The sequence below is a fragment of the Citrobacter sp. Cu096 genome, assembly GCF_030332285.1.
Lineage (GTDB): Bacteria > Pseudomonadota > Gammaproteobacteria > Enterobacterales > Enterobacteriaceae > Citrobacter > Citrobacter meridianamericanus.
The window spans coordinates 282,622-300,884 of record NZ_JAOWID010000030.1 but is presented as its reverse complement, the minus strand read 5'-3'; the positions used below and the strand labels follow the sequence as shown (position 1 = coordinate 300,884).

Sequence of the window (18,263 nt, the reverse complement as noted above, 5' to 3'; positions counted from 1 at the left end):
TCACTGCCCTCTTCGAATCACCTGACTCACGGACTCCAGCCGCTGCCGGAGTCCCAAAATGAGATTTAATAAATGTCGTACTTGACCATATCTTCGTAACTGTCTTCCCGACGGATTAAGCGGTCTTTACCCTCTTTGTCTATCATCACAACAGCTGAGCGTGGGCGGTTGTTATACACGGTTTGGCTTTCGATGGTATAAGCGCCCGCATCCAGAAACGCGACGATATCGCCGATTTGCGTGTTCTGCGGCATCAGGAACTCTTCCCCCTTCACGCCCATATGGAAATAGTCACCGCCATCACACAGCGGTCCGGCGAGTTTGATCCACGCATCGTGAGCATCGGTCATTCTGGAGACGTTGTAGACGTAGAAGAACCAGTCAAAATGCTGGCTGTCTGACAGCACGCTGTATCCAGCATCAACAAATTTCCATTCAACATGACATTCCACATTGCCGTTCAGGTCGTAGTTCGTTTTACGTTTTTCACAGGCAACTTCGGTTAACAGGACCGCAGCCGAACCGGTCACTTTACGCCCAGGCTCAATGCAGATCTCCACATCCGTACGCCATTTATGAACTTCACGAATAACCGCATCAGCAAAGTCCTGCGCCGTTATCCCGGCATACATGTTGTCTTTCAGCGGATCACCATTCTCTTCATCATATTTGTAGGGCACAGGGATACCGCCGCCTACGTTGATAAGATCAAATTTAATGCCCAGAACCTCTTCCAGGCGTCGGGATTCATCCACCAGCACTTTTGTCGCTTTGGCAAACGGTTCCGACTCCGGCACCTGGTCGCCCACATGCATGTGCAATCCGCGCAGATGGACATAAGGCATTTCCAAAATCCGCCGACAGGTTTCTTCCGCTTGCTCCAGATCCAGCCCCGATTTAGCGTGAAAAGCCGTCACCAGCTCTGCATGTGTCGCAGAAGGAACGTTGGGTTCCACGCGCACGCAGACATTGGCAACTTTCTTCAATTTACGGGAGATCGCGTCGATATGATCCAGTTCATATAGGCTGTCGACGTTGATCAGGTACAGATCGTTGGCAATGGCATATTCCAGATCTGCAGGTTTTTTCACTACGCCGTTAAAAACGATCTGATCGCCACGAAAGCCAATTTCCAGGCATTTACGCACTTCATACTGCGAATTTGCCTCTGCACAAATTCCTGCGTCACGAATGGCCTGAAGAACGCCCATTACTGAACAGGTTTTAGAAGCAAAAAAAGTTTTAGTGTTTTTGTGGGCAGCGAACGCCTGCTGAATTTCGTTGATATTACGAATGATCTCTGACTCAGAGAACACATAGAACGGGGTAGGATACTTGCGTGCTAACGCATCCAGATCCACGCCTTCAAAACACAAGTGCCCCTCTTTTTGCTGGAAACGGCGATCGTTCTTTATCACCTGCTCACGTAACTGGTTGTAGTTTTGAATAATCGAATCAGTCATAACATCCTCTGCTTATTTTCATCACAAGAATCCACATTCATTTGATGGATATATAGCAACAGGCATGCCATGTTTTTATTTATTAAAAATCAATATGTTATAAATAATAGCGAATTATATTTTTTGTCACTTAGCATGTTATTCATCAAAACGACGAAAATTCGTCATCTCTATAATGATGCAGTGAAAAACAGGAAAAGAAGGAATCCGGCTATGGCTTCGACCAACAAAGAGCTGGCTGCAGCACTTAAAATATTCTCCCGCTTCTTCGACCTCATCCACCAACCCCTGGCGGTGATCAATGAACGTGGCGAGTATGTCTACTACAACCAGGAAAGCGCGGATCTGGATGGATATAGCATTGAGCAGGCATTAGGAAAACATATGCTGGACGTCTATCCGAGCATGAAAGAGACGCAAAGCACCATGCTTTCATCATTGAAGAAGGGCGTGGAATATATTGGACACTACCAGATTTACTATAACGCACGCGGCCAGGCGGTAGATTATCAACATACCACCGCCCCGCTCTGGTCAAGCGATGGCAGTATGATTGGCGTGATTGAAATTGGCAGGAATATGTCCGGCGTCAGGCGGCTGCAGGAGCAGGTTGTTGAACTAAACCATCTGCTCTATGCCGATCGCCATGAAAAACACCACGCAATCATTACTGAGAATGCGGAAATGCTGCACAACATTGCGAAGGCAAAACGTCTGGCAGCCAGCAATATTCCAGTGACTATCGTTGGCGAAACAGGAACCGGTAAAGAGCTTTTTTCTCGTCTCATCCATCAATGTAGTAAACGCGCTGACAAGCCTTTTATTGCCCTGAACTGCGGCGCACTCCCGCCGACGCTCATCGAAAGTACACTTTTTGGTACTGTCCGCGGTGCGTACACCGGAGCAGAAAATAGTCAGGGGTATCTGGAACTGGCCAACGGAGGAACGCTCTTTCTGGATGAACTAAACGCGATGCCCATTGAGATGCAAAGTAAGCTCCTGCGTTTTCTCCAGGATAAAACGTTCTGGCGGCTGGGCGGTCAACAGCAGATCCATTCTGATGTACGTATCGTTGCGGCAATGAATGAAACGCCCGCACGGCTGATTCAAACAGGTAAGCTACGCGCAGATCTGTTTTATCGTCTGAATGTGGGTATGCTCACCCTTCCGCCTTTACGCAAACGTCCGGAAGATATTGCGCTACTGGCTAATTATTTCATCGATAAATACCGTAATGATGTGCCGCAAGATATACATGGTCTGAGCGAAGCCGCACGTATTGCCTTGTTACATCATACCTGGCCCGGCAATGTCAGGATGCTGGAAAATGCCATCGTGCGCAGCATGATTATGCAAGAAAACGACGGAATGCTAAAAAAAATTGTCTTTGAAGAGGAAGAATTAAGCTTAGGGGTTACGGATATCCCAACCGTTGTCAGCCGCCCAGTACGCGCGGAGTCTGAGGGAGATGGCTCCCTTGATGTACAGGTAGCCAGGTTCGAAAAAAGTCTGATTGAAACGGCACTAAATACCTGTCAGGGAAATATTGCCGCTGCGGCACGCAGTCTCAATATTTCTCGAACGACGCTGCAATACAAGGTACAGAAATACGCTATTCGCTTCGGCGTAGTTAGTGACTGATGAAAGCCAGCGACATTTTGCCGCTGGCGATATCATTAACCTTCGTTGTGCATCTCAAGGTTTTCCGCTTCGTTCTGACGCAAAATCGCTTTGGCGTCGTCGTTACGCAGGGAGTCGAGGAAATCGAGATATTGCTGGTCGACATCTTTGGTGACGTACACACCGTTAAACACTGAACATTCAAACTGCTGAATATCCGGGTTCTCAGCGCGAACGGCTTCAATCAGATCGTTCAGATCCTGGAAGATAAGACCATCTGCGCCAATTATCTGGCGAATCTCGTCCACTTCGCGACCATGTGCAATCAGCTCCGTCGCCGTAGGCATATCAATACCATAAACGTTCGGGAAGCGAATTTCCGGGGCAGCAGAGGCCAGATACACCTTCTTCGCTCCGGCTTCACGCGCCATCTCGATAATCTGTTCAGAGGTGGTACCGCGTACAATAGAGTCATCCACCAGCAGCACGTTTTTATCACGGAATTCCGCACGGTTGGCGTTCAGCTTACGGCGCACGGATTTACGGCGCAGCTGCTGGCCCGGCATGATAAAGGTACGGCCCACGTAGCGGTTTTTCACAAAACCCTGACGGTACGGCTTACCGAGAATGCGGGCAATTTCCAGCGCGATATCGCACGAGGTTTCCGGAATCGGGATCACTACGTCGATGTCCAGATCTTCCCACTCACGAGCAATTTTTTCGCCAAGCTTGGTACCCATGTTTACACGGGCGCTGTAGACGGAAATCTTGTCGATAAAAGAGTCAGGACGTGCAAAGTAAACATACTCGAACAGGCACGGATTGCTGACTGGGTTATCCGCACACTGCCGGGTAAACAGCTGACCTTTTTCGGTGATATAGACCGCTTCGCCAGGAGCTACGTCACGCAGGAATTCAAAGCCCAGCGTATCCAGCGCTACGCTCTCGGAGGCCACCATGTACTCGGTACGACCATCGCCAATATCACGTTTACCCAGCACCAGCGGACGGATGCCGTTCGGATCGCGGAAGGCAACCATACCGTGACCGATAATCATCGCCACGCAGGCATAGGCACCGCGGATCTGGCGGTTGGTTGCCGCAATAGCGGCAAAAATATTATCGGCTTCCAGCGGGTAGTGGCGGAAGTTATCCAGCTCACTGGCGAAAATATTCAGCAGAATTTCTGAATCTGAAGTGGTATTGATGTGGCGGCGCTTTTCTTCAAACAGCTTTTTACGCAGCTCATGCGCGTTGGTCAGGTTGCCATTGTGGGCAAGCGTGATGCCATACGGTGAGTTGACATAGAAAGGTTGAGCCTCGGAGGCGCTGGAGCTGCCAGCCGTTGGGTAACGCACATGACCGATGCCCATGTTGCCCTGCAAACGCTGCATGTGGCGCGCTTCAAAAATGTCGCTCACCATTCCGTTCGCTTTACGCAAGCGGAAGCAGTTGTTGGCATCAATGGTGATGATGCCAGCGGCATCCTGGCCACGATGCTGGAGCACCGTTAACGCGTCATAAATCGACTGGTTTACCGGCATAACACCGGCGATACCGACAATACCGCACATACGTCTTTTCCTCGTTCAGCAACAACCCAAAGTTTATACTTTGGGCAAGAAACTTGACGAGCTTTGCAGATAGTCAAAGAACCATCTGATGATGAAACTGAACTGCGGGATCAGCTGCGACTTACTCCAGTCTTCACTTTTCGACAGACCGGTAAACGTATCGAGAAAGAACAAGATGGCGGCGACAATCAGCGCTCCGCGCAGAGCACCGAAGCAGATCCCCAACACTCTGTCGGTTCCCGACAGACCTGTTTTCTCTACCAGTTGGCCTATCACAAAGTTAACGATAGCGCCGACGATAAGTGTCGCGATGAACAGTATCGCGATAGCAATCCCATTTCGAACCAGTTCGTCTTCAAAGCCCGTAAACCAGACAGACAGGTAAGTGTAGTAATGGCTGGCGACAAAGAAAGCACAACCCCAAGTCACCAACGATAATGCTTCACGAACAAAGCCACGGATCAGGCTAACCAGACAGGAAAAACCAATCACCGCGATAATGGCGTAATCAATCCAGACCATATGTGTCCCACGATTTTACGCCCTGTCGTCCTGTTCGGGGCGCATTCTAACAGAAAAAGAAAACGTTTGCGTAGGGATTTCCTTTCCACGCGTAAATAAAAATGGCGCTGAAAAAATCTTCAACGCCATACCGTTTTATGCCTCTTCGGGCACTGCCGGATAGCGGTGAAAACACCGTATCCGGCCTGAATAAGAGCTGCGCCGTAAATAGCGCAATCCCTTAATTAGGGGTGTACCCCATCACGACGCCACTCAGACCAGAGAGCTTCTGCAGCTCGCCCAGCGAGCTCTTCAGCTTATCTTTGGAGGCGTCCGGCCCGACGAGAATGCGGGTTATTTTACCCTGCACCGGCGTTGACGGGGAAGTATATACCCGGAAGCCCGCGCCACGAAGTTTACCCACGATCTCATTGACCTTATCCGCATTTTTCAGCGCCCCGAGCTGTACGACGTACGCCTTGCCAGTTGGCGCTGACGGTTCTTCAGCGGCCGGTTTAGGTGCTGGGGCCGGTGCAGGCGTCGGAGCGACGGCAACAGGCTGCGGCTTCGGTTTAGGCTTCGGCTGCTCTACGGGCGCAGGGACAGGATCCAACTCTGCGCTGTTGGCCGTCGTCAAACGTGAAGGATCTAAGGATGGCGCGGCAGCATCACCCGCACGCACCTCTTCTGCCGCCCCTTCCGGCGGCTGGGTCGGCAGCGCCTGCGTTGCCGCAGGCATCATGTCTGGTTCATCGCGATCGCCGGGTTTCGGCACCAGAGGGATCGCCGCAAACTCATCCTGATAATGCTTTTTCTGCCCGTCAAGCAACCCGGGGAGCACAATCACTCCCAGCGCGACCAGCACAATTGTGCCGACTAATCGATTCTGAAACTTACTCGCCACCGCTTCTCCCCACGTCTATTACTTCCATGACATGTGCGACAGTGTGAAACGATCCACACACCAACACGGTATCTTCAGGCTTCGCCTCAGCCAGTGCCGCAGACCATGCCTGCGCCACGCTGTCATAGGCGTTGCCTTTGCCCAGATGCTCCAGCAATTGTTCTGCCGTTGCGCCACGCGGCCCTTCCAGGGGCGCACAGTACCAAACGTCAACCACGCTTTTTAACCAGGCTAACGTACCGGCAATGTCTTTATCATGTAGCATACCGATAACCGCAAGTACACGCCCGCTTTTCACTAACTTTTTCAGACGTCCGGTCAGATATTCCGCCGCATGTGGGTTATGGGCAACATCGAAAATCACTCGCGGCGACTCGCTCACAATCTGGAAGCGTCCGGGCAAAATCGCGTGTTTGATGCCGTCACGAATGGCCTGCTCGCTGACTTTTAGCCCGCTTGCGCGCAGCGCGGCCAGTGCGGTAGCAGCGTTAGGTTGGGGAACCTGTGGCAACGGCAGATGCGCCAACGTTCCGTGATTATCCGTAAACGACCAGTCGTTCTCAGTTACCGCATAGCGCCAGTCCACGCTGCAGCGTTGCAAAATTGCCCCGCACTCTTGCGCGACATCCGCGATGGTGTAAGGCATTTCCGGTTCGCCAACGATAGCCGGTTTCTCTGCGCGGAAAATTCCCGCTTTCTCACGACCAATGCTTTCACGATCCGGGCCCAGCCAGTCGGTATGATCAAGCGCAATACTAGTGATCACAGCCACATCAGCATCAACGATATTGGTGGCATCAAGACGCCCGCCCAGCCCCACTTCCAGAATAACGACATCCAATTGCGCCTGTTTAAACAACCAGAGCGCTGATAGCGTACCGTATTCAAAGTAGGTCAGAGAAATGTCGCCACGCGCGTCTTCGATCTCAGCAAACGATGCGGTATGCGCTGATTCCGACAGTTCACGCCCCTGCACGCGCACGCGTTCCGTGTAGCGCACCAGATGCGGCGAACTGTAGACCCCGACTTTATAGCCTGCTGCGGTCAGCACAGATTCCAGCGTACGACAGGTCGTGCCTTTTCCGTTGGTTCCTGCCACCGTAAACACAAATGGCGCGGGTTTCAACACACCCAGTTTGCGCGCCACCTGGCTTACACGCTCAAGGCCCAGATCGATGGTTTTACTGTGCAGGTTTTCCAGATAAGAAAGCCACGACGCCAGGGGCGACGCGGCTTGAGGAATACGTTTATTGTCCATGATGCCTGTAATTTTATTACGTAGAAAAAAGCAAAAGGCAGCGCCAGTTGGCCCTGCCCTTTTTTACTCGTCGTCCTTCAAGCTGCAGGTGTATTGGCTGCTCTCGCTCACCCGAATCACTTGCCAGCGCAAGCTCATCGGGGTTCACTCTCTTGCCGCCTTCCTGCAACTCGAAATTCATAGAGTAAGTTATCAGGCCTCTGATTCCTGATCGGGTACCGGAGGTACCACCTCGCCGTCACGCGGCTCATCCGGATTCGGCGCAGGAAGATTCATCAGCTTCGCCAGAATGCTTGCCAGTTTCAGGCGCATTTCCGGACGGCGGACAATCATATCGATAGCGCCTTTTTCAATCAGGAACTCGCTGCGCTGGAATCCCGGCGGCAGTTTCTCACGTACGGTTTGCTCGATAACACGCGGACCCGCAAAACCAATCAGTGCTTTCGGTTCGGCAATATTGAGATCGCCCAGCATTGCGAAGCTTGCGGAAACACCGCCCATCGTTGGGTCGGTCAGTACAGAAATATACGGTAAACCGCGTTCCTGCATTTTCGCCAGCGCGGCAGAGGTTTTTGCCATCTGCATCAGAGACATCAGTGCTTCCTGCATACGCGCCCCGCCAGAAGCGGAGAAGCAGATCAGCGGACAGTTATCTTCCAGCGCCTGTTCGACGGCACGGACAAAACGCGCGCCGACCACAGAGCCCATGGAGCCGCCCATAAACGCGAACTCGAATGCCGCAGCAACGACCGGCATACCATGCAGCGTGCCTTTCATTACCACCAGCGCATCTTTCTCGCCGGTTTCTTTCTGCGCAGAGGCCAGTCTGTCTTTGTACTTTTTGGAGTCACGAAACTTCAGCACATCTTTCGGCTCAAGTTCGCTACCCAGTTCCACAAGAGAACCTTCATCTAACAGGCTATGCAGGCGATTGCGCGCCGACATGCGCATATGATGGTCACACTTCGGACAGACCTCAAGATTACGTTCCAGCTCAGCACGGTATAAAACCTGACCGCAGCTATCACACTTGGTCCACACCCCTTCAGGAATGCTTGCCTTGCGGGTGGGAGTAATGTTGCTTTTAATTCGTTCAATCCAGCTCATTGGTGACCTTTCTGCCTGAACCCTAGTCAGCTTTGTTATAAGGGGCGCATAATGCCATTTTTGCCCCTAACAGACCATGAATGTTGCACATTAAAACATAACAGCCCGAAACTTTGGATAAAAAAGTGGTCGAACCGCTGAGTTACTTTCTATTTTGCAGCCCGTGACGCAGCACGCTTATGGCGAATCACTTCAATTACGCCCGGCAATACGGAAAGGACAATAATCGCCACAATCAGTAATTTCAGGTTTTCCTGAACGATCGGCAGATCGCCGAACAGATAACCTGCATAGGTAAACAGCAAGACCCACAGCAGCGCGCCTGCGACGTTATACATCGCAAAATGACGGTAGGACATGTGCCCCATACCGGCAACAAACGGCGCAAATGTCCGTACGATGGGTACGAAACGCGCAAGAATAATGGTTTTACCACCATGACGCTCATAGAACGCATGGGTTTTATCCAAATAGCTGCGACGGAAAATTTTGGAGTTCGGGTTGCTAAATAGTTTTTCACCGAACAACCGGCCAATCGTGTAGTTCACCGCATCGCCCACGATCGCCGCCACAATCATCAATACCACCATCAGATGAACATTAAGATCGTTAGTTGGCAGCGCAGAAAGCGCACCAGCAACAAACAGCAGCGAGTCTCCCGGCAGGAACGGCGTCACCACCAGCCCGGTTTCACAGAACAGGATCAGAAACAGAATCGCGTATACCCAGATACCGTATTCCGCGACCAGCTCCGCCAGGTGCACATCAATGTGCAGGATAAAATCAATAAGAAAGTAAATCAGGTCCATAGTTTTGCCTTTATACGACTCAAATTAGTCCGCCAGAAATAGCGGGCCCATAGGCGGTTTTGGCAGGTCGAACCGTTCCGGGTAATCTACTGCAACCAGATACAGTCCTTCCGCTTTCGCCGTTGCCGCTGCCAGCGTTCTGTCCTTCGCCGCTAACAGTTCTGCTATCCAGCTCTCCGGCTGGTTGTGGGCACCTACTTCCATCAGGCTGCCGACAATATTCCTGACCATATGATGTACAAAGGCATTCGCTTTAATATCCACCACCACATATGCACCGAAACGTTCGACGTTAATGTGCATCACGTTACGCCACGGTGTGCGCGACTGGCACTGTACCGCACGGAACGAGGTAAAATCATTTTCGCCAATCAGACACTGGGCTGCACGATGCATACGCTCAGCGTCCAGCGGTTCATAATAATGGGTTACCCCTTTACCCAAAACCGCAGGGCGCAACCGATGATTGTAGATGATGTAGCGATAACGGCGAGCCGTAGCGCTAAATCTGGCATGAAAATCATCAGGTACAGCTTTCACCCAGCGCACGGCGATGTCACCAGGTAAATTCGCATTTACCCCCAGTGTCCAGGCCGCATCTTTACGCTGAGCAGTGGTTTCAAAATGCACGACCTGCCCAGTGCCATGAACGCCCGCATCCGTGCGACCTGCACAAAAAACATTAATACGTTCATTCGCCACCTGAGAGAGCGCTTTTTCCAGTTTTTCCTGAACACTACGCACTTCGTTCTGGCGCTGCCAGCCATAATATTTGCTGCCGTCGTACTCAATGCCCAGCGCAATTTTATGGGTTGACGGCTGTTGCAGGTCAGACATTAGTACAGGTACTCCTGCACCAGTTTTTCCGCAATTTTCACCGCCATCAACGCACCGCCAAAGCGTACGTTGTCTGCCACAGACCAAAACTGAACCTGCTCCGGCATGCCGTAATCGTTATGCACGCAACCAATGGAAAGGTGCGGAGTACCTGACGCGTCGCCAACCTGGGTCGGGAAATCGGTCTCTTCCGACAACACCACATCTTCGCCGCGTGAAAACGCATCACGAGCTTCTTCCGCCGCCAATGGACGCAGGGCTTCAAAATTCACCATCTGCGCATGGCCATAAAACACCGGGGACTGCACGATGCTGGCGGAGATCAGCAGACCGTCGTCTTGCATAATTTTGCGCACTTCATCAACGATACGACGCTCTTCCCGCACGCTGCCTTCGCGATCGGGCAGCAGCGGCAGCATATTGAACGCCAGCTGACGACCAAAGAAATCATCTTCGTCAATCGGAATGCCATTAAGCAGTTTCGCGCTTTGTCCGGCCAGCGCGTCTACGGCTTTTTTACCGTGAGCGGAAGCCGAAATAATGTTGGTCACCGTAATCCGTGACAGCCCGCCGTCATCAATCAGCGGCTTCAGCGCAGACAGCAACTGGCTGGTCAGGCTGTCAGGGACCGCAATCACATTCCGGTTGCGATAATCCGCCAGCACGAACGGATTAACGTCCGGAACCACCAGCGGAACGTCCGGCTCGAGCGCAAACAGGCCACTGCTGTCGATAACCAGACAACCTGCATTGGTTGCTTCTTCCACCCATGCGGCAGTGGCTTCAACGCCTGCAACAAAAAATGCCAGTTGCGCCTGCGTCCAGTCAAAGTCGGCAACATCCTGAACAATGACCGATTTACCGTTAAAACGCAGATGCTCACCGGCGCTTTCATTACGCGCCAGCGCATAAATTTCACCGACCGGGAACTGGCGTTCAGCCAGCGTATCGAGCAGGGCTTCGCCTACGGCGCCCGTTGCGCCCAGAATGGCAATATTCCAGCCTTCAGACATGGTGATTTACTCCAGAAATACGTAAGCGTCCCTGTCGCATTATTCGACAGGGAGCATTAAGAAGACATTAATGTGCCGGGTGATGAACGGCGTTAAAACCCAGCTTACACAACAAGGCAGCAGCGGTTGCGTCGTCACACATCACATACAAAGACGACCATTCACGGCGCTCAAGATAATTTTTGCGCAGTTTATCAAATTCACCCAGAATTCCAGCGACTTTACGCAGCGGCGCATCATCGCGGCGCACATCATACACTAAATGCGCCAGCCTTTTCAGCGTTGGCTGATCTAACGGACCATGCAGGGTGATACGACCAAACTCCGGCGCAGGTAACAGGGTATTAAGCGCAATGTGCTGTTCGTGTCCAATAAACTTGCTATAAGCCTCAAAGACCTGCGTGGTGCCTCGCGCTTTTCCTTCCAGGGTATATCCAGCAATGTGCGCGGTGCCGATATCAGCTTTTTCAAGCAATGCCACGTTGAGATCCGGCTCCCCTTCCCAAACATCAAGCACGACACTCAACAACTGCCCGGCATTCAATCGGTTCAGCAATGCCGTATTGTCGATCACCGGCCCACGACAGGCATTGATCAGGATGGTACCCGGCTTCAGTCGGCTAATCAGTGCGTCATCAGCGAGATGCAGCGTTTTGTAGGGTCCGTCTTTGAACAGCGGCGTATGGAAAGTCAGCACATCGGCTTGCTCTACCAGTTCGTCCAGCGAGCGGAAATCGCCCTCGTCACCGCGATCGGCTCGCGGCGGATCGCACAGCAACGTGCGGATCCCCAGCGCTTCCAGGCGCGCCTGCAAACGCCCGCCCACGTTGCCCACCCCCACAATACCCACGGTACGATCGCGTAACGCGAAGCCGTCGCGCTCCGCCAGCATCAGCAACGCTGAAAAAACATATTCTACGACCGCTATCGCGTTACAACCGGGCGCGGCGGAAAAACCGATCCCAGCCTGCGCAAGCCAGGCGTCATCCACATGATCTGTGCCTGCGGTTGCTGTGCCGACAAATTTAATCGGTTTTCCGCTAAGCAGTGATTCATTTACTTTCGTCACCGAGCGCACCATTAAGGCATCCGCATCATCCAGTTCGGCAACGGGAATCGGACGGCCAGGAACCGCTTTGACCTCCCCCAAACGACTGAACAGTTCGCGGGCATAGGGCATATTTTCATCAACGAGAATTTTCACGTCTTTCGCACCTGTTTGAGAACGAGAGTTAACCGGGCAAGTGTGCCATAATCTCGCCGCCAGGCATACTGCGAGACCTGGTCAGGACAGATTTAAGGAACAGAGATGATGCAGCCCATTTCAGGTACGCCCGCCCGTCCTCCCGGCGAAGGTCAAAATGCCCCTTCCGCTGCGGGTGAACAACCGTTATCCACGCAACAACGTACCGTGCTGGAACGATTAATCACCCGTTTGATTTCGCTCACCCAGCAGCAAAACGCCGAGGTGTGGGCAGGAATGAAGCACGATCTGGGCGTTAAAAGTGACACGCCATTGCAGTCACGCCACTTTCCTGCCGCGGAGCAAAACCTGAACCAGCGACTGGAGGTTGCTCAGCAAAATCATGCCAATCGTCAGGCGCTGTCACAGCTCACGGAATTACTTGGTCAGGGAAATAACCGCCAGGCGGTGAGTGATTTTATCCGTCAGCAGTTTGGGCAAACGGCGCTCAGCCAGCTCACGCCAGAGCAGTTAAAGAACGTGCTCACGCTATTGCAGCAGGGGCAGCTTTCAATACCGCAGCCGCAGCAGCGCCCGGCCACCGACCGACCGCTATTACCCGCAGAGCACAATACGCTGAACCAGTTGGTGACTAAACTGGCGGCGGCTACCGGGGAATCCGGCAAGATGATCTGGCAGTCGATGCTGGAGTTGTCTGGCGTAAAAAGCGGTGAGCTGATCCCCGCCAAACAATTTACGCATCTGGTGACCTGGTTACAGGCGCGCCAGACGCTCAGCCTGCAAAGTGCCCCGACGCTACAAACGCTCCAGGCGGCGCTGAAGCTGCCATTAGAGCCGAATGAGCTGACAGCAATAAAAGAGTACGCGCAGCAGACGTATCAGATCCAACCACAATCGATTCTGACCACGGTGCAGGTGCAGGACTTGCTCAATCAAATCTTCCTGCGCCGCGTGGAACGCGAACGCGAGCTCAGCGATCCGCGTTATCCGCAGCCCATTTACAGCCCGTTCGCGCCGATGATTGAAACAGTTAAATCACTGTCGGCGCGACCGGGACTGCTATTTGTTGCGCTGATGATCGCATTAGCTATTTTCTGGCTGGTCGCTTAACTTTTGCGCAGCGTCAGCAGCGTCACCACAATCCCCACCACGGCAGATATCGCCCCGGCAAGGAATACCGAAGGATAACCGTACGCGGTAGCCAGAACCCCGGCGACCGGGCCGCTTACGCCGTAGGAGATATCCTGAAACGCGGCGTAACCGCCCAGCGCCGTACCGCGAACCTGTGCGGGCACTCGCTTCACCACCTCGACGCCCAATGCCGGGAAAATAAGCGAACATCCAGCCCCGGTTAATGCTGCTCCAAGTAGTGCAACCCAGGCTGTTGGGGCCTGCCACAGCAGAATCAGTCCTGCGGTTTCCACCAGCAAAGAGACAACGGCAACCTTCACGCCGCCGAATCGGTCCGGCATCCAACCAAACAGAATGCGCATCAGCACAAACGCCCCGCCAAACGCGGTCAGGGTAAACCCCGCCATCGTCCAGCCGTTGCTGACAAAATAGAGTGAAATAAATGTACCGATTACCGCAAAGCCCACGCCCTGCAGCGCCAGGCCCAGGCCCGGTTTCCAGATAAGCCCTACCACGCTCCATAGCGAAGGACGCTCTCCTGCATGTGCAGGGACTTTACGCACGGTGCCATTGAATGCCCATGCCAGCAGTGGTAATAGCATCGTGGTTCCTGCCAGCGCCGCAAAGCCAAAGTGGCTGTGGATCAACAGGCCCAACGGTGCACCGGCGGCCAGCGCGCCGTAAATCGCCATTCCGTTCCATGACATCACCTTACCGGAGCGTGTTGGGCCGACTAGCCCCAGCCCCCAGGTCAGCGTTCCGGTGAGCAGTTGGCTTTCGCCAAAACCCAGGATCAAGCGCCCGACAATCAACAATGCAAATTTAACGGGAACAGAGACAGGCAGGAGCGCAGCTAAAAGCCACGCCGCACCTGCCAGCGCACAGGCGAACATCCCCTGTAGCGCCGAACGTTTTGCGCCATATTGATCGGCTAAGCGCCCGGCATAGCCGCGCGTTAATACCGTTGCCAGAAACTGTACGCCGACGGCGATGCCGACCATGGTATTGCCATAGCCCAGTTCCTGGTGCACAAACAGAGGAATGACGGGCAAAGGTAAACCGACCGTCATATAGGTCAGGAAAACCGCAAAAGCGATGCGAAACAGCGAAAAGTTCGCCGAAGGTGTTTTTTCTTGTTGGGTTACAGCAGTCATGCGTTACTCCAAAATGCAGAGTAAGGCGAGGAATGTCCACGCCCCCTCTACCTGACTATCAGGATTAAGGTGCGTTGGATAACGTTAAACGCTTACGCATTATCAAGAGGATAATGTTGAAGCTGGAGTCTGCCTGTAAACCAGAGCGGTTGTCAACGATATAAAAAAGGGAGCCATCAGGCTCCCCTTTTGCATAATCTTTCAGTCTTACGCTTTCAGTTTACGCATAACCAGCGTAGCGTTGGTGCCGCCAAAGCCGAAGCTGTTGGACATCACGGTGGTCAGCGCCTGCTCGGTCGGTTTGGTCACGATGTTCAGACCTGCCGCCTGCTCGTCCAGCTCTTCAATGTTGATGCTTGGCGCAATAAAGCCGTGTTCCAGCATCAGCAGAGAGTAGATAGCTTCCTGTACACCAGCCGCGCCCAGTGAGTGACCGGTCATCGCTTTGGTCGCAGAAATTGCCGGACTGTTGTCGCCAAACACTTCACGAATTGCGCCCAGCTCTTTCACGTCGCCTACCGGAGTAGAGGTACCGTGGGAGTTCAGGTAGTCGATCGGCGTATCTACGCCGTGCATCGCCATCTGCATGCAACGTACTGCGCCTTCGCCAGACGGAGCAACCATGTCTGCGCCATCGGACGTTGCGCCGTAACCGACGATTTCCGCATAGATGTGCGCGCCACGAGCCAGAGCGTGTTCCAGCTCTTCGACCACGACCATACCGCCGCCGCCTGCAATAACGAAACCATCACGGTGTGCGTCATAGGTACGGGAAGCTTTAGATGGGTCGTCGTTATATTTGGTAGACAGCGCGCCCATTGCGTCGAATTCACACGCCATTTCCCAGCACAGCTCTTCGCCGCCGCCAGCAAAAACGATGTCCTGTTTGCCCAGCTGAATTTGTTCTACTGCGTTGCCGATGCAGTGCGCAGATGTCGCACAGGCAGAGCTGATGGAGTAGTTAACACCGTGGATTTTGAACGGTGTAGCGAGGCAGGCAGAAACGCCTGAAGCCATCGCTTTAGTGACCACATACGGGCCAACCGCTTTCAAGCCACGCGGGCTACGCATTGCGTCAGCGCCGAACACCTGGAAACGCGGGGAACCGCCGCCGGAACCTGCAATCAGGCCAACGCGCGGATTGTTCTGGTAATCTTCTGCAGCCAGGCCGGCATCAGCCACTGCCTGCTCCATTGAAAGGAATGCATAGATGGATGCGTCGCTCATGAAGCGCACTACTTTGCGGTCAATGAGGCCAGTGGTATCCAGTTTTACGTTGCCCCAAACGTGGCTACGCATGCCGGAGTCCTTCAGCTCCTGAGAGAAAGTGATCCCTGAACGTCCTTCACGCAGAGATGCCAGGACTTCCTGCTGGTTATTACCGATGCTGGAAACGATGCCCAAGCCAGTAATCACTGCACGTTTCATTCAATACCTCTGTAAGTCGCACTATTTTAAAGTTTCGAGTGGCACAATAGCGTACACTTGTACGCCGAACAAGTCCGATCAGCCATTTTATGTGGAAATTTGCGCAGCCAGGCACTCATCGCTAAGATCGGGACACAGCCTGCCAGACGAGTAACTTACGTGAAACAATACGCTATACAACCTGCCAACCTTGAATTCAACGCTGAGGGTACACCTGTTTCCCGAGATTTTGACGATGTCTATTTTTCTAATGACAACGGGCTGGAAGAGACACGTTACGTCTTTCTCGGCGGTAACCATCTCGCCCAGCGATTCCCTGTGCATTCACGTCCCCTCTTCGTGGTGGCCGAAAGCGGGTTTGGCACCGGACTTAACTTCCTCACGCTCTGGCAGGCATTTGCCGAATTCCGTGATACCCACCCTGACGCTACCCTGGAAAGATTACATTTCATTAGTTTTGAAAAATTTCCGCTGACCCGTGAAGATCTCACCACAGCCCACCAACACTGGCCAGAACTTGCCCCATGGGCCACGGCGCTGCAAGAACAATGGCCGCTGCCGCTGGCGGGGTGTCATCGTCTGCTACTTGATGATGGGCGCGTCACGCTGGATCTGTGGTTTGGCGATATTAACGAATTAACCAGCAAGCTGGATGACTCTCTGAATCAAAAAGTGGACGCCTGGTTTCTGGACGGTTTCGCACCGGCAAAAAATCCGGATATGTGGACGCCGACGCTGTTTAACGCGATGGCCCGACTGGCGCGTCCCGGCGGCACGCTGGCGACTTTCACCTCGGCAGGATTCGTACGTCGCGGGTTACAGGAAGCCGGATTTACGATGCAAAAATGCAAAGGTTTTGGTCGCAAACGTGAAATGCTTTGTGGCGTAATGGAACAAACTCAGGCGCGGCCTTCTTCAGCCCCATGGTTTGCACGTACGGGAACAGAGAAGCGCGAAGCCGCCATTATTGGCGGAGGAATAGCCAGTGCATTGCTGTCGCTGGCCTTATTGCGTCGCGGTTGGCAGGTCACGCTCTATTGCGCGGACGATAAACCTGCCGGGGGCGCATCCGGTAATCGCCAGGGCGCACTCTATCCGTTACTCAGCAAGCAAGACGCGGCTATTAATCTCTTTTTCCCCACCGCGTTTACCTTCGCCCGTCGACTGTATGACACCCTTCCCGTTGAGTTTGCGCATGACTGGTGCGGCGTAACGCAACTCGCATGGGATGAGAAAAGTCAGCAAAAAATCGCTCAGATGCTGTCCCTTGAACTGCCCGAACCGCTCGCCGTCGGCGTGAACGCGAAGCAGGTGTTGCAAACTACGGGCGTGGAAACCGAATGCGGTGGGATTCAGTATCCAGCCGGAGGATGGCTGTGCCCGGCGCAGTTGACCACCGCCGTACTGGACTACGCTTCAACTCTGGGATTACGCGCCCGTTATCAACACACGTTGACCTCTCTGACACGCCAGACGTCAGGCTGGCAACTACAGTTTTCTAACGGTGAAATCACCACTCACGCAGCGGTCGTTCTGGCTAACGGTCACCGCATTAACAGCGTTGAGCAGACGCAAGCTCTACCCGTGTACTCCGTAGGCGGTCAGGTGAGTCATATTCCCACCACGCCAGCACTTTCAGCGCTACGCCAGGTGTTGTGCTATGACGGCTACCTCACGCCGCACAACCCGCAAAACCAGCAGCACTGCATTGGCGCCAGCTATCATCGAGGAAGTGAAGAGACAGCCTTTCGCGAGGACGATCAGCAGCAAAACCGTCAACGCTTAGTCGACTGCTTCCCCAACGCTGCGTGGGCAAAAGAGGTAAACGTTAGTGATAATGCCGCCCGCTGTGGGGTGCGCTGCGCCACGCGCGATCACATACCGATGGTCGGCAACGTCGCGGACTATAACGCCACGCTCAGCCAGTACGCCACGCTTGCTGAAGATAAAGAGCATGCCGTAAGCGCACCGGTGTATTCCGATTTATTTATGCTGGGCGCACTGGGCTCGCGCGGACTGTGTTCTGCGCCGTTGTGTGCGGAAATTCTGGCTTCGCAAATGAGCGATGAACCTATTCCCATGGATGCCAGCACCCTGGCGGCGCTGAATCCTAATCGTCTGTGGGTCAGGAAGTTATTGAAGGGAAAAGCGGTGAAATAAAACTCACTATTGCCTGATGGCGCTACGCTTATCAGGCCTAAAGACTATGCTTCACTCTGCCAGGCCGGATAAGACGCCTGAGCGTCGCTATCCGGCACAC

15 protein-coding genes are annotated in these 18,263 nt (G+C 53.4%); 3 read left to right on the top strand and 12 right to left on the bottom strand.

The genetic code is table 11. From position 1 onward, the window contains the following. Positions 1-65 precede the first annotated feature (65 nt). A complete protein-coding gene (gene dokD / locus OGX99_RS15780; protein WP_151219938.1) occupies positions 66-1,463 on the bottom strand; it encodes an ornithine/lysine decarboxylase DokD in 1,398 nt (465 codons plus the stop codon). Positions 1,464-1,676: 213 nt separating this feature from the next. Between dokD and OGX99_RS15775 the strand changes: the two genes are divergently transcribed. Then, the gene (locus OGX99_RS15775) at positions 1,677-3,104 is read left to right on the top strand and encodes a sigma-54 interaction domain-containing protein (protein ID WP_187253469.1); all 1,428 of its coding nucleotides are present in this window, start codon (positions 1,677-1,679) and stop codon (positions 3,102-3,104) included. 35 nt (positions 3,105-3,139) lie between these two features. Here the strand turns inward: OGX99_RS15775 and purF are convergent, their stop codons facing one another. The 9 genes from purF to pdxB all read right to left on the bottom strand — a co-directional run bounded on the left by purF (position 3,140) and on the right by pdxB (position 12,290). Next, on the bottom strand, positions 3,140-4,657 hold the full coding sequence (gene purF / locus OGX99_RS15770) for an amidophosphoribosyltransferase (protein WP_005129677.1): 1,518 nt from the start codon (positions 4,655-4,657) through the stop codon (positions 3,140-3,142). A 33-nt stretch (positions 4,658-4,690) separates the two neighbouring features. After that, positions 4,691-5,179: a colicin V production protein gene (gene cvpA, locus OGX99_RS15765; protein ID WP_005129678.1), complete on the bottom strand. Its 489-nt coding sequence runs from the start codon at positions 5,177-5,179 to the stop codon at positions 4,691-4,693. Between the two features lie 220 nt (positions 5,180-5,399). Beyond that, positions 5,400-6,062, bottom strand: coding sequence for a cell division protein DedD (gene dedD, locus OGX99_RS15760; RefSeq protein ID WP_252837790.1), 663 nt, complete (start codon positions 6,060-6,062; stop codon positions 5,400-5,402). Further along, entirely contained in the window at positions 6,052-7,320 is a 1,269-nt protein-coding gene (folC, locus tag OGX99_RS15755; protein WP_151219940.1) for a bifunctional tetrahydrofolate synthase/dihydrofolate synthase, read from the bottom strand. Before folC ends, dedD begins: the two co-directional genes overlap by 11 nt. Before the next feature lie 192 nt (positions 7,321-7,512). After that, entirely contained in the window at positions 7,513-8,427 is a 915-nt protein-coding gene (gene accD / locus OGX99_RS15750; RefSeq protein ID WP_210904527.1) for an acetyl-CoA carboxylase, carboxyltransferase subunit beta, read from the bottom strand. A gap of 149 nt (positions 8,428-8,576) precedes the next feature. Then, positions 8,577-9,236: a DedA family protein gene (locus OGX99_RS15745; protein WP_103770339.1), complete on the bottom strand. Its 660-nt coding sequence runs from the start codon at positions 9,234-9,236 to the stop codon at positions 8,577-8,579. A gap of 24 nt (positions 9,237-9,260) precedes the next feature. Then, entirely contained in the window at positions 9,261-10,073 is an 813-nt protein-coding gene (truA, locus tag OGX99_RS15740) for a tRNA pseudouridine(38-40) synthase TruA (protein WP_151219941.1), read from the bottom strand. Then, complete coding sequence (locus OGX99_RS15735; protein ID WP_187253472.1) at positions 10,073-11,086, bottom strand: aspartate-semialdehyde dehydrogenase; 1,014 nt, start codon at positions 11,084-11,086, stop codon at positions 10,073-10,075. Before OGX99_RS15735 ends, truA begins: the two co-directional genes overlap by 1 nt. A gap of 67 nt (positions 11,087-11,153) precedes the next feature. Beyond that, entirely contained in the window at positions 11,154-12,290 is a 1,137-nt protein-coding gene (gene pdxB, locus OGX99_RS15730) for a 4-phosphoerythronate dehydrogenase PdxB (RefSeq protein ID WP_286544175.1), read from the bottom strand. Between the two features lie 108 nt (positions 12,291-12,398). Here pdxB and flk point away from each other — a divergent pair, with 108 nt between their 5' ends. After that, positions 12,399-13,400 (top strand): flagella biosynthesis regulator Flk, encoded by a 1,002-nt coding sequence (gene flk / locus OGX99_RS15725; protein ID WP_252837894.1) that lies wholly within the window; start codon positions 12,399-12,401, stop codon positions 13,398-13,400. Here flk and OGX99_RS15720 read toward each other — a convergent pair. Both OGX99_RS15720 and fabB read right to left on the bottom strand, forming a co-directional pair. Next, positions 13,397-14,575 carry an MFS transporter gene (locus OGX99_RS15720; protein WP_151219943.1) on the bottom strand — a complete coding sequence of 393 codons (1,179 nt, stop codon included), beginning with the start codon at positions 14,573-14,575 and terminating at the stop codon, positions 13,397-13,399. The genes flk and OGX99_RS15720 overlap by 4 nt on opposite strands. A 207-nt stretch (positions 14,576-14,782) precedes the next feature. Beyond that, a complete protein-coding gene (gene fabB, locus OGX99_RS15715) occupies positions 14,783-16,003 on the bottom strand; it encodes a beta-ketoacyl-ACP synthase I (RefSeq protein WP_046670107.1) in 1,221 nt (406 codons plus the stop codon). A gap of 159 nt (positions 16,004-16,162) precedes the next feature. Here fabB and mnmC point away from each other — a divergent pair, with 159 nt between their 5' ends. Then, entirely contained in the window at positions 16,163-18,163 is a 2,001-nt protein-coding gene (gene mnmC, locus OGX99_RS15710; protein WP_187258655.1) for a bifunctional tRNA (5-methylaminomethyl-2-thiouridine)(34)-methyltransferase MnmC2/FAD-dependent 5-carboxymethylaminomethyl-2-thiouridine(34) oxidoreductase MnmC1, read from the top strand. Positions 18,164-18,263: the final 100 nt, after the last annotated feature.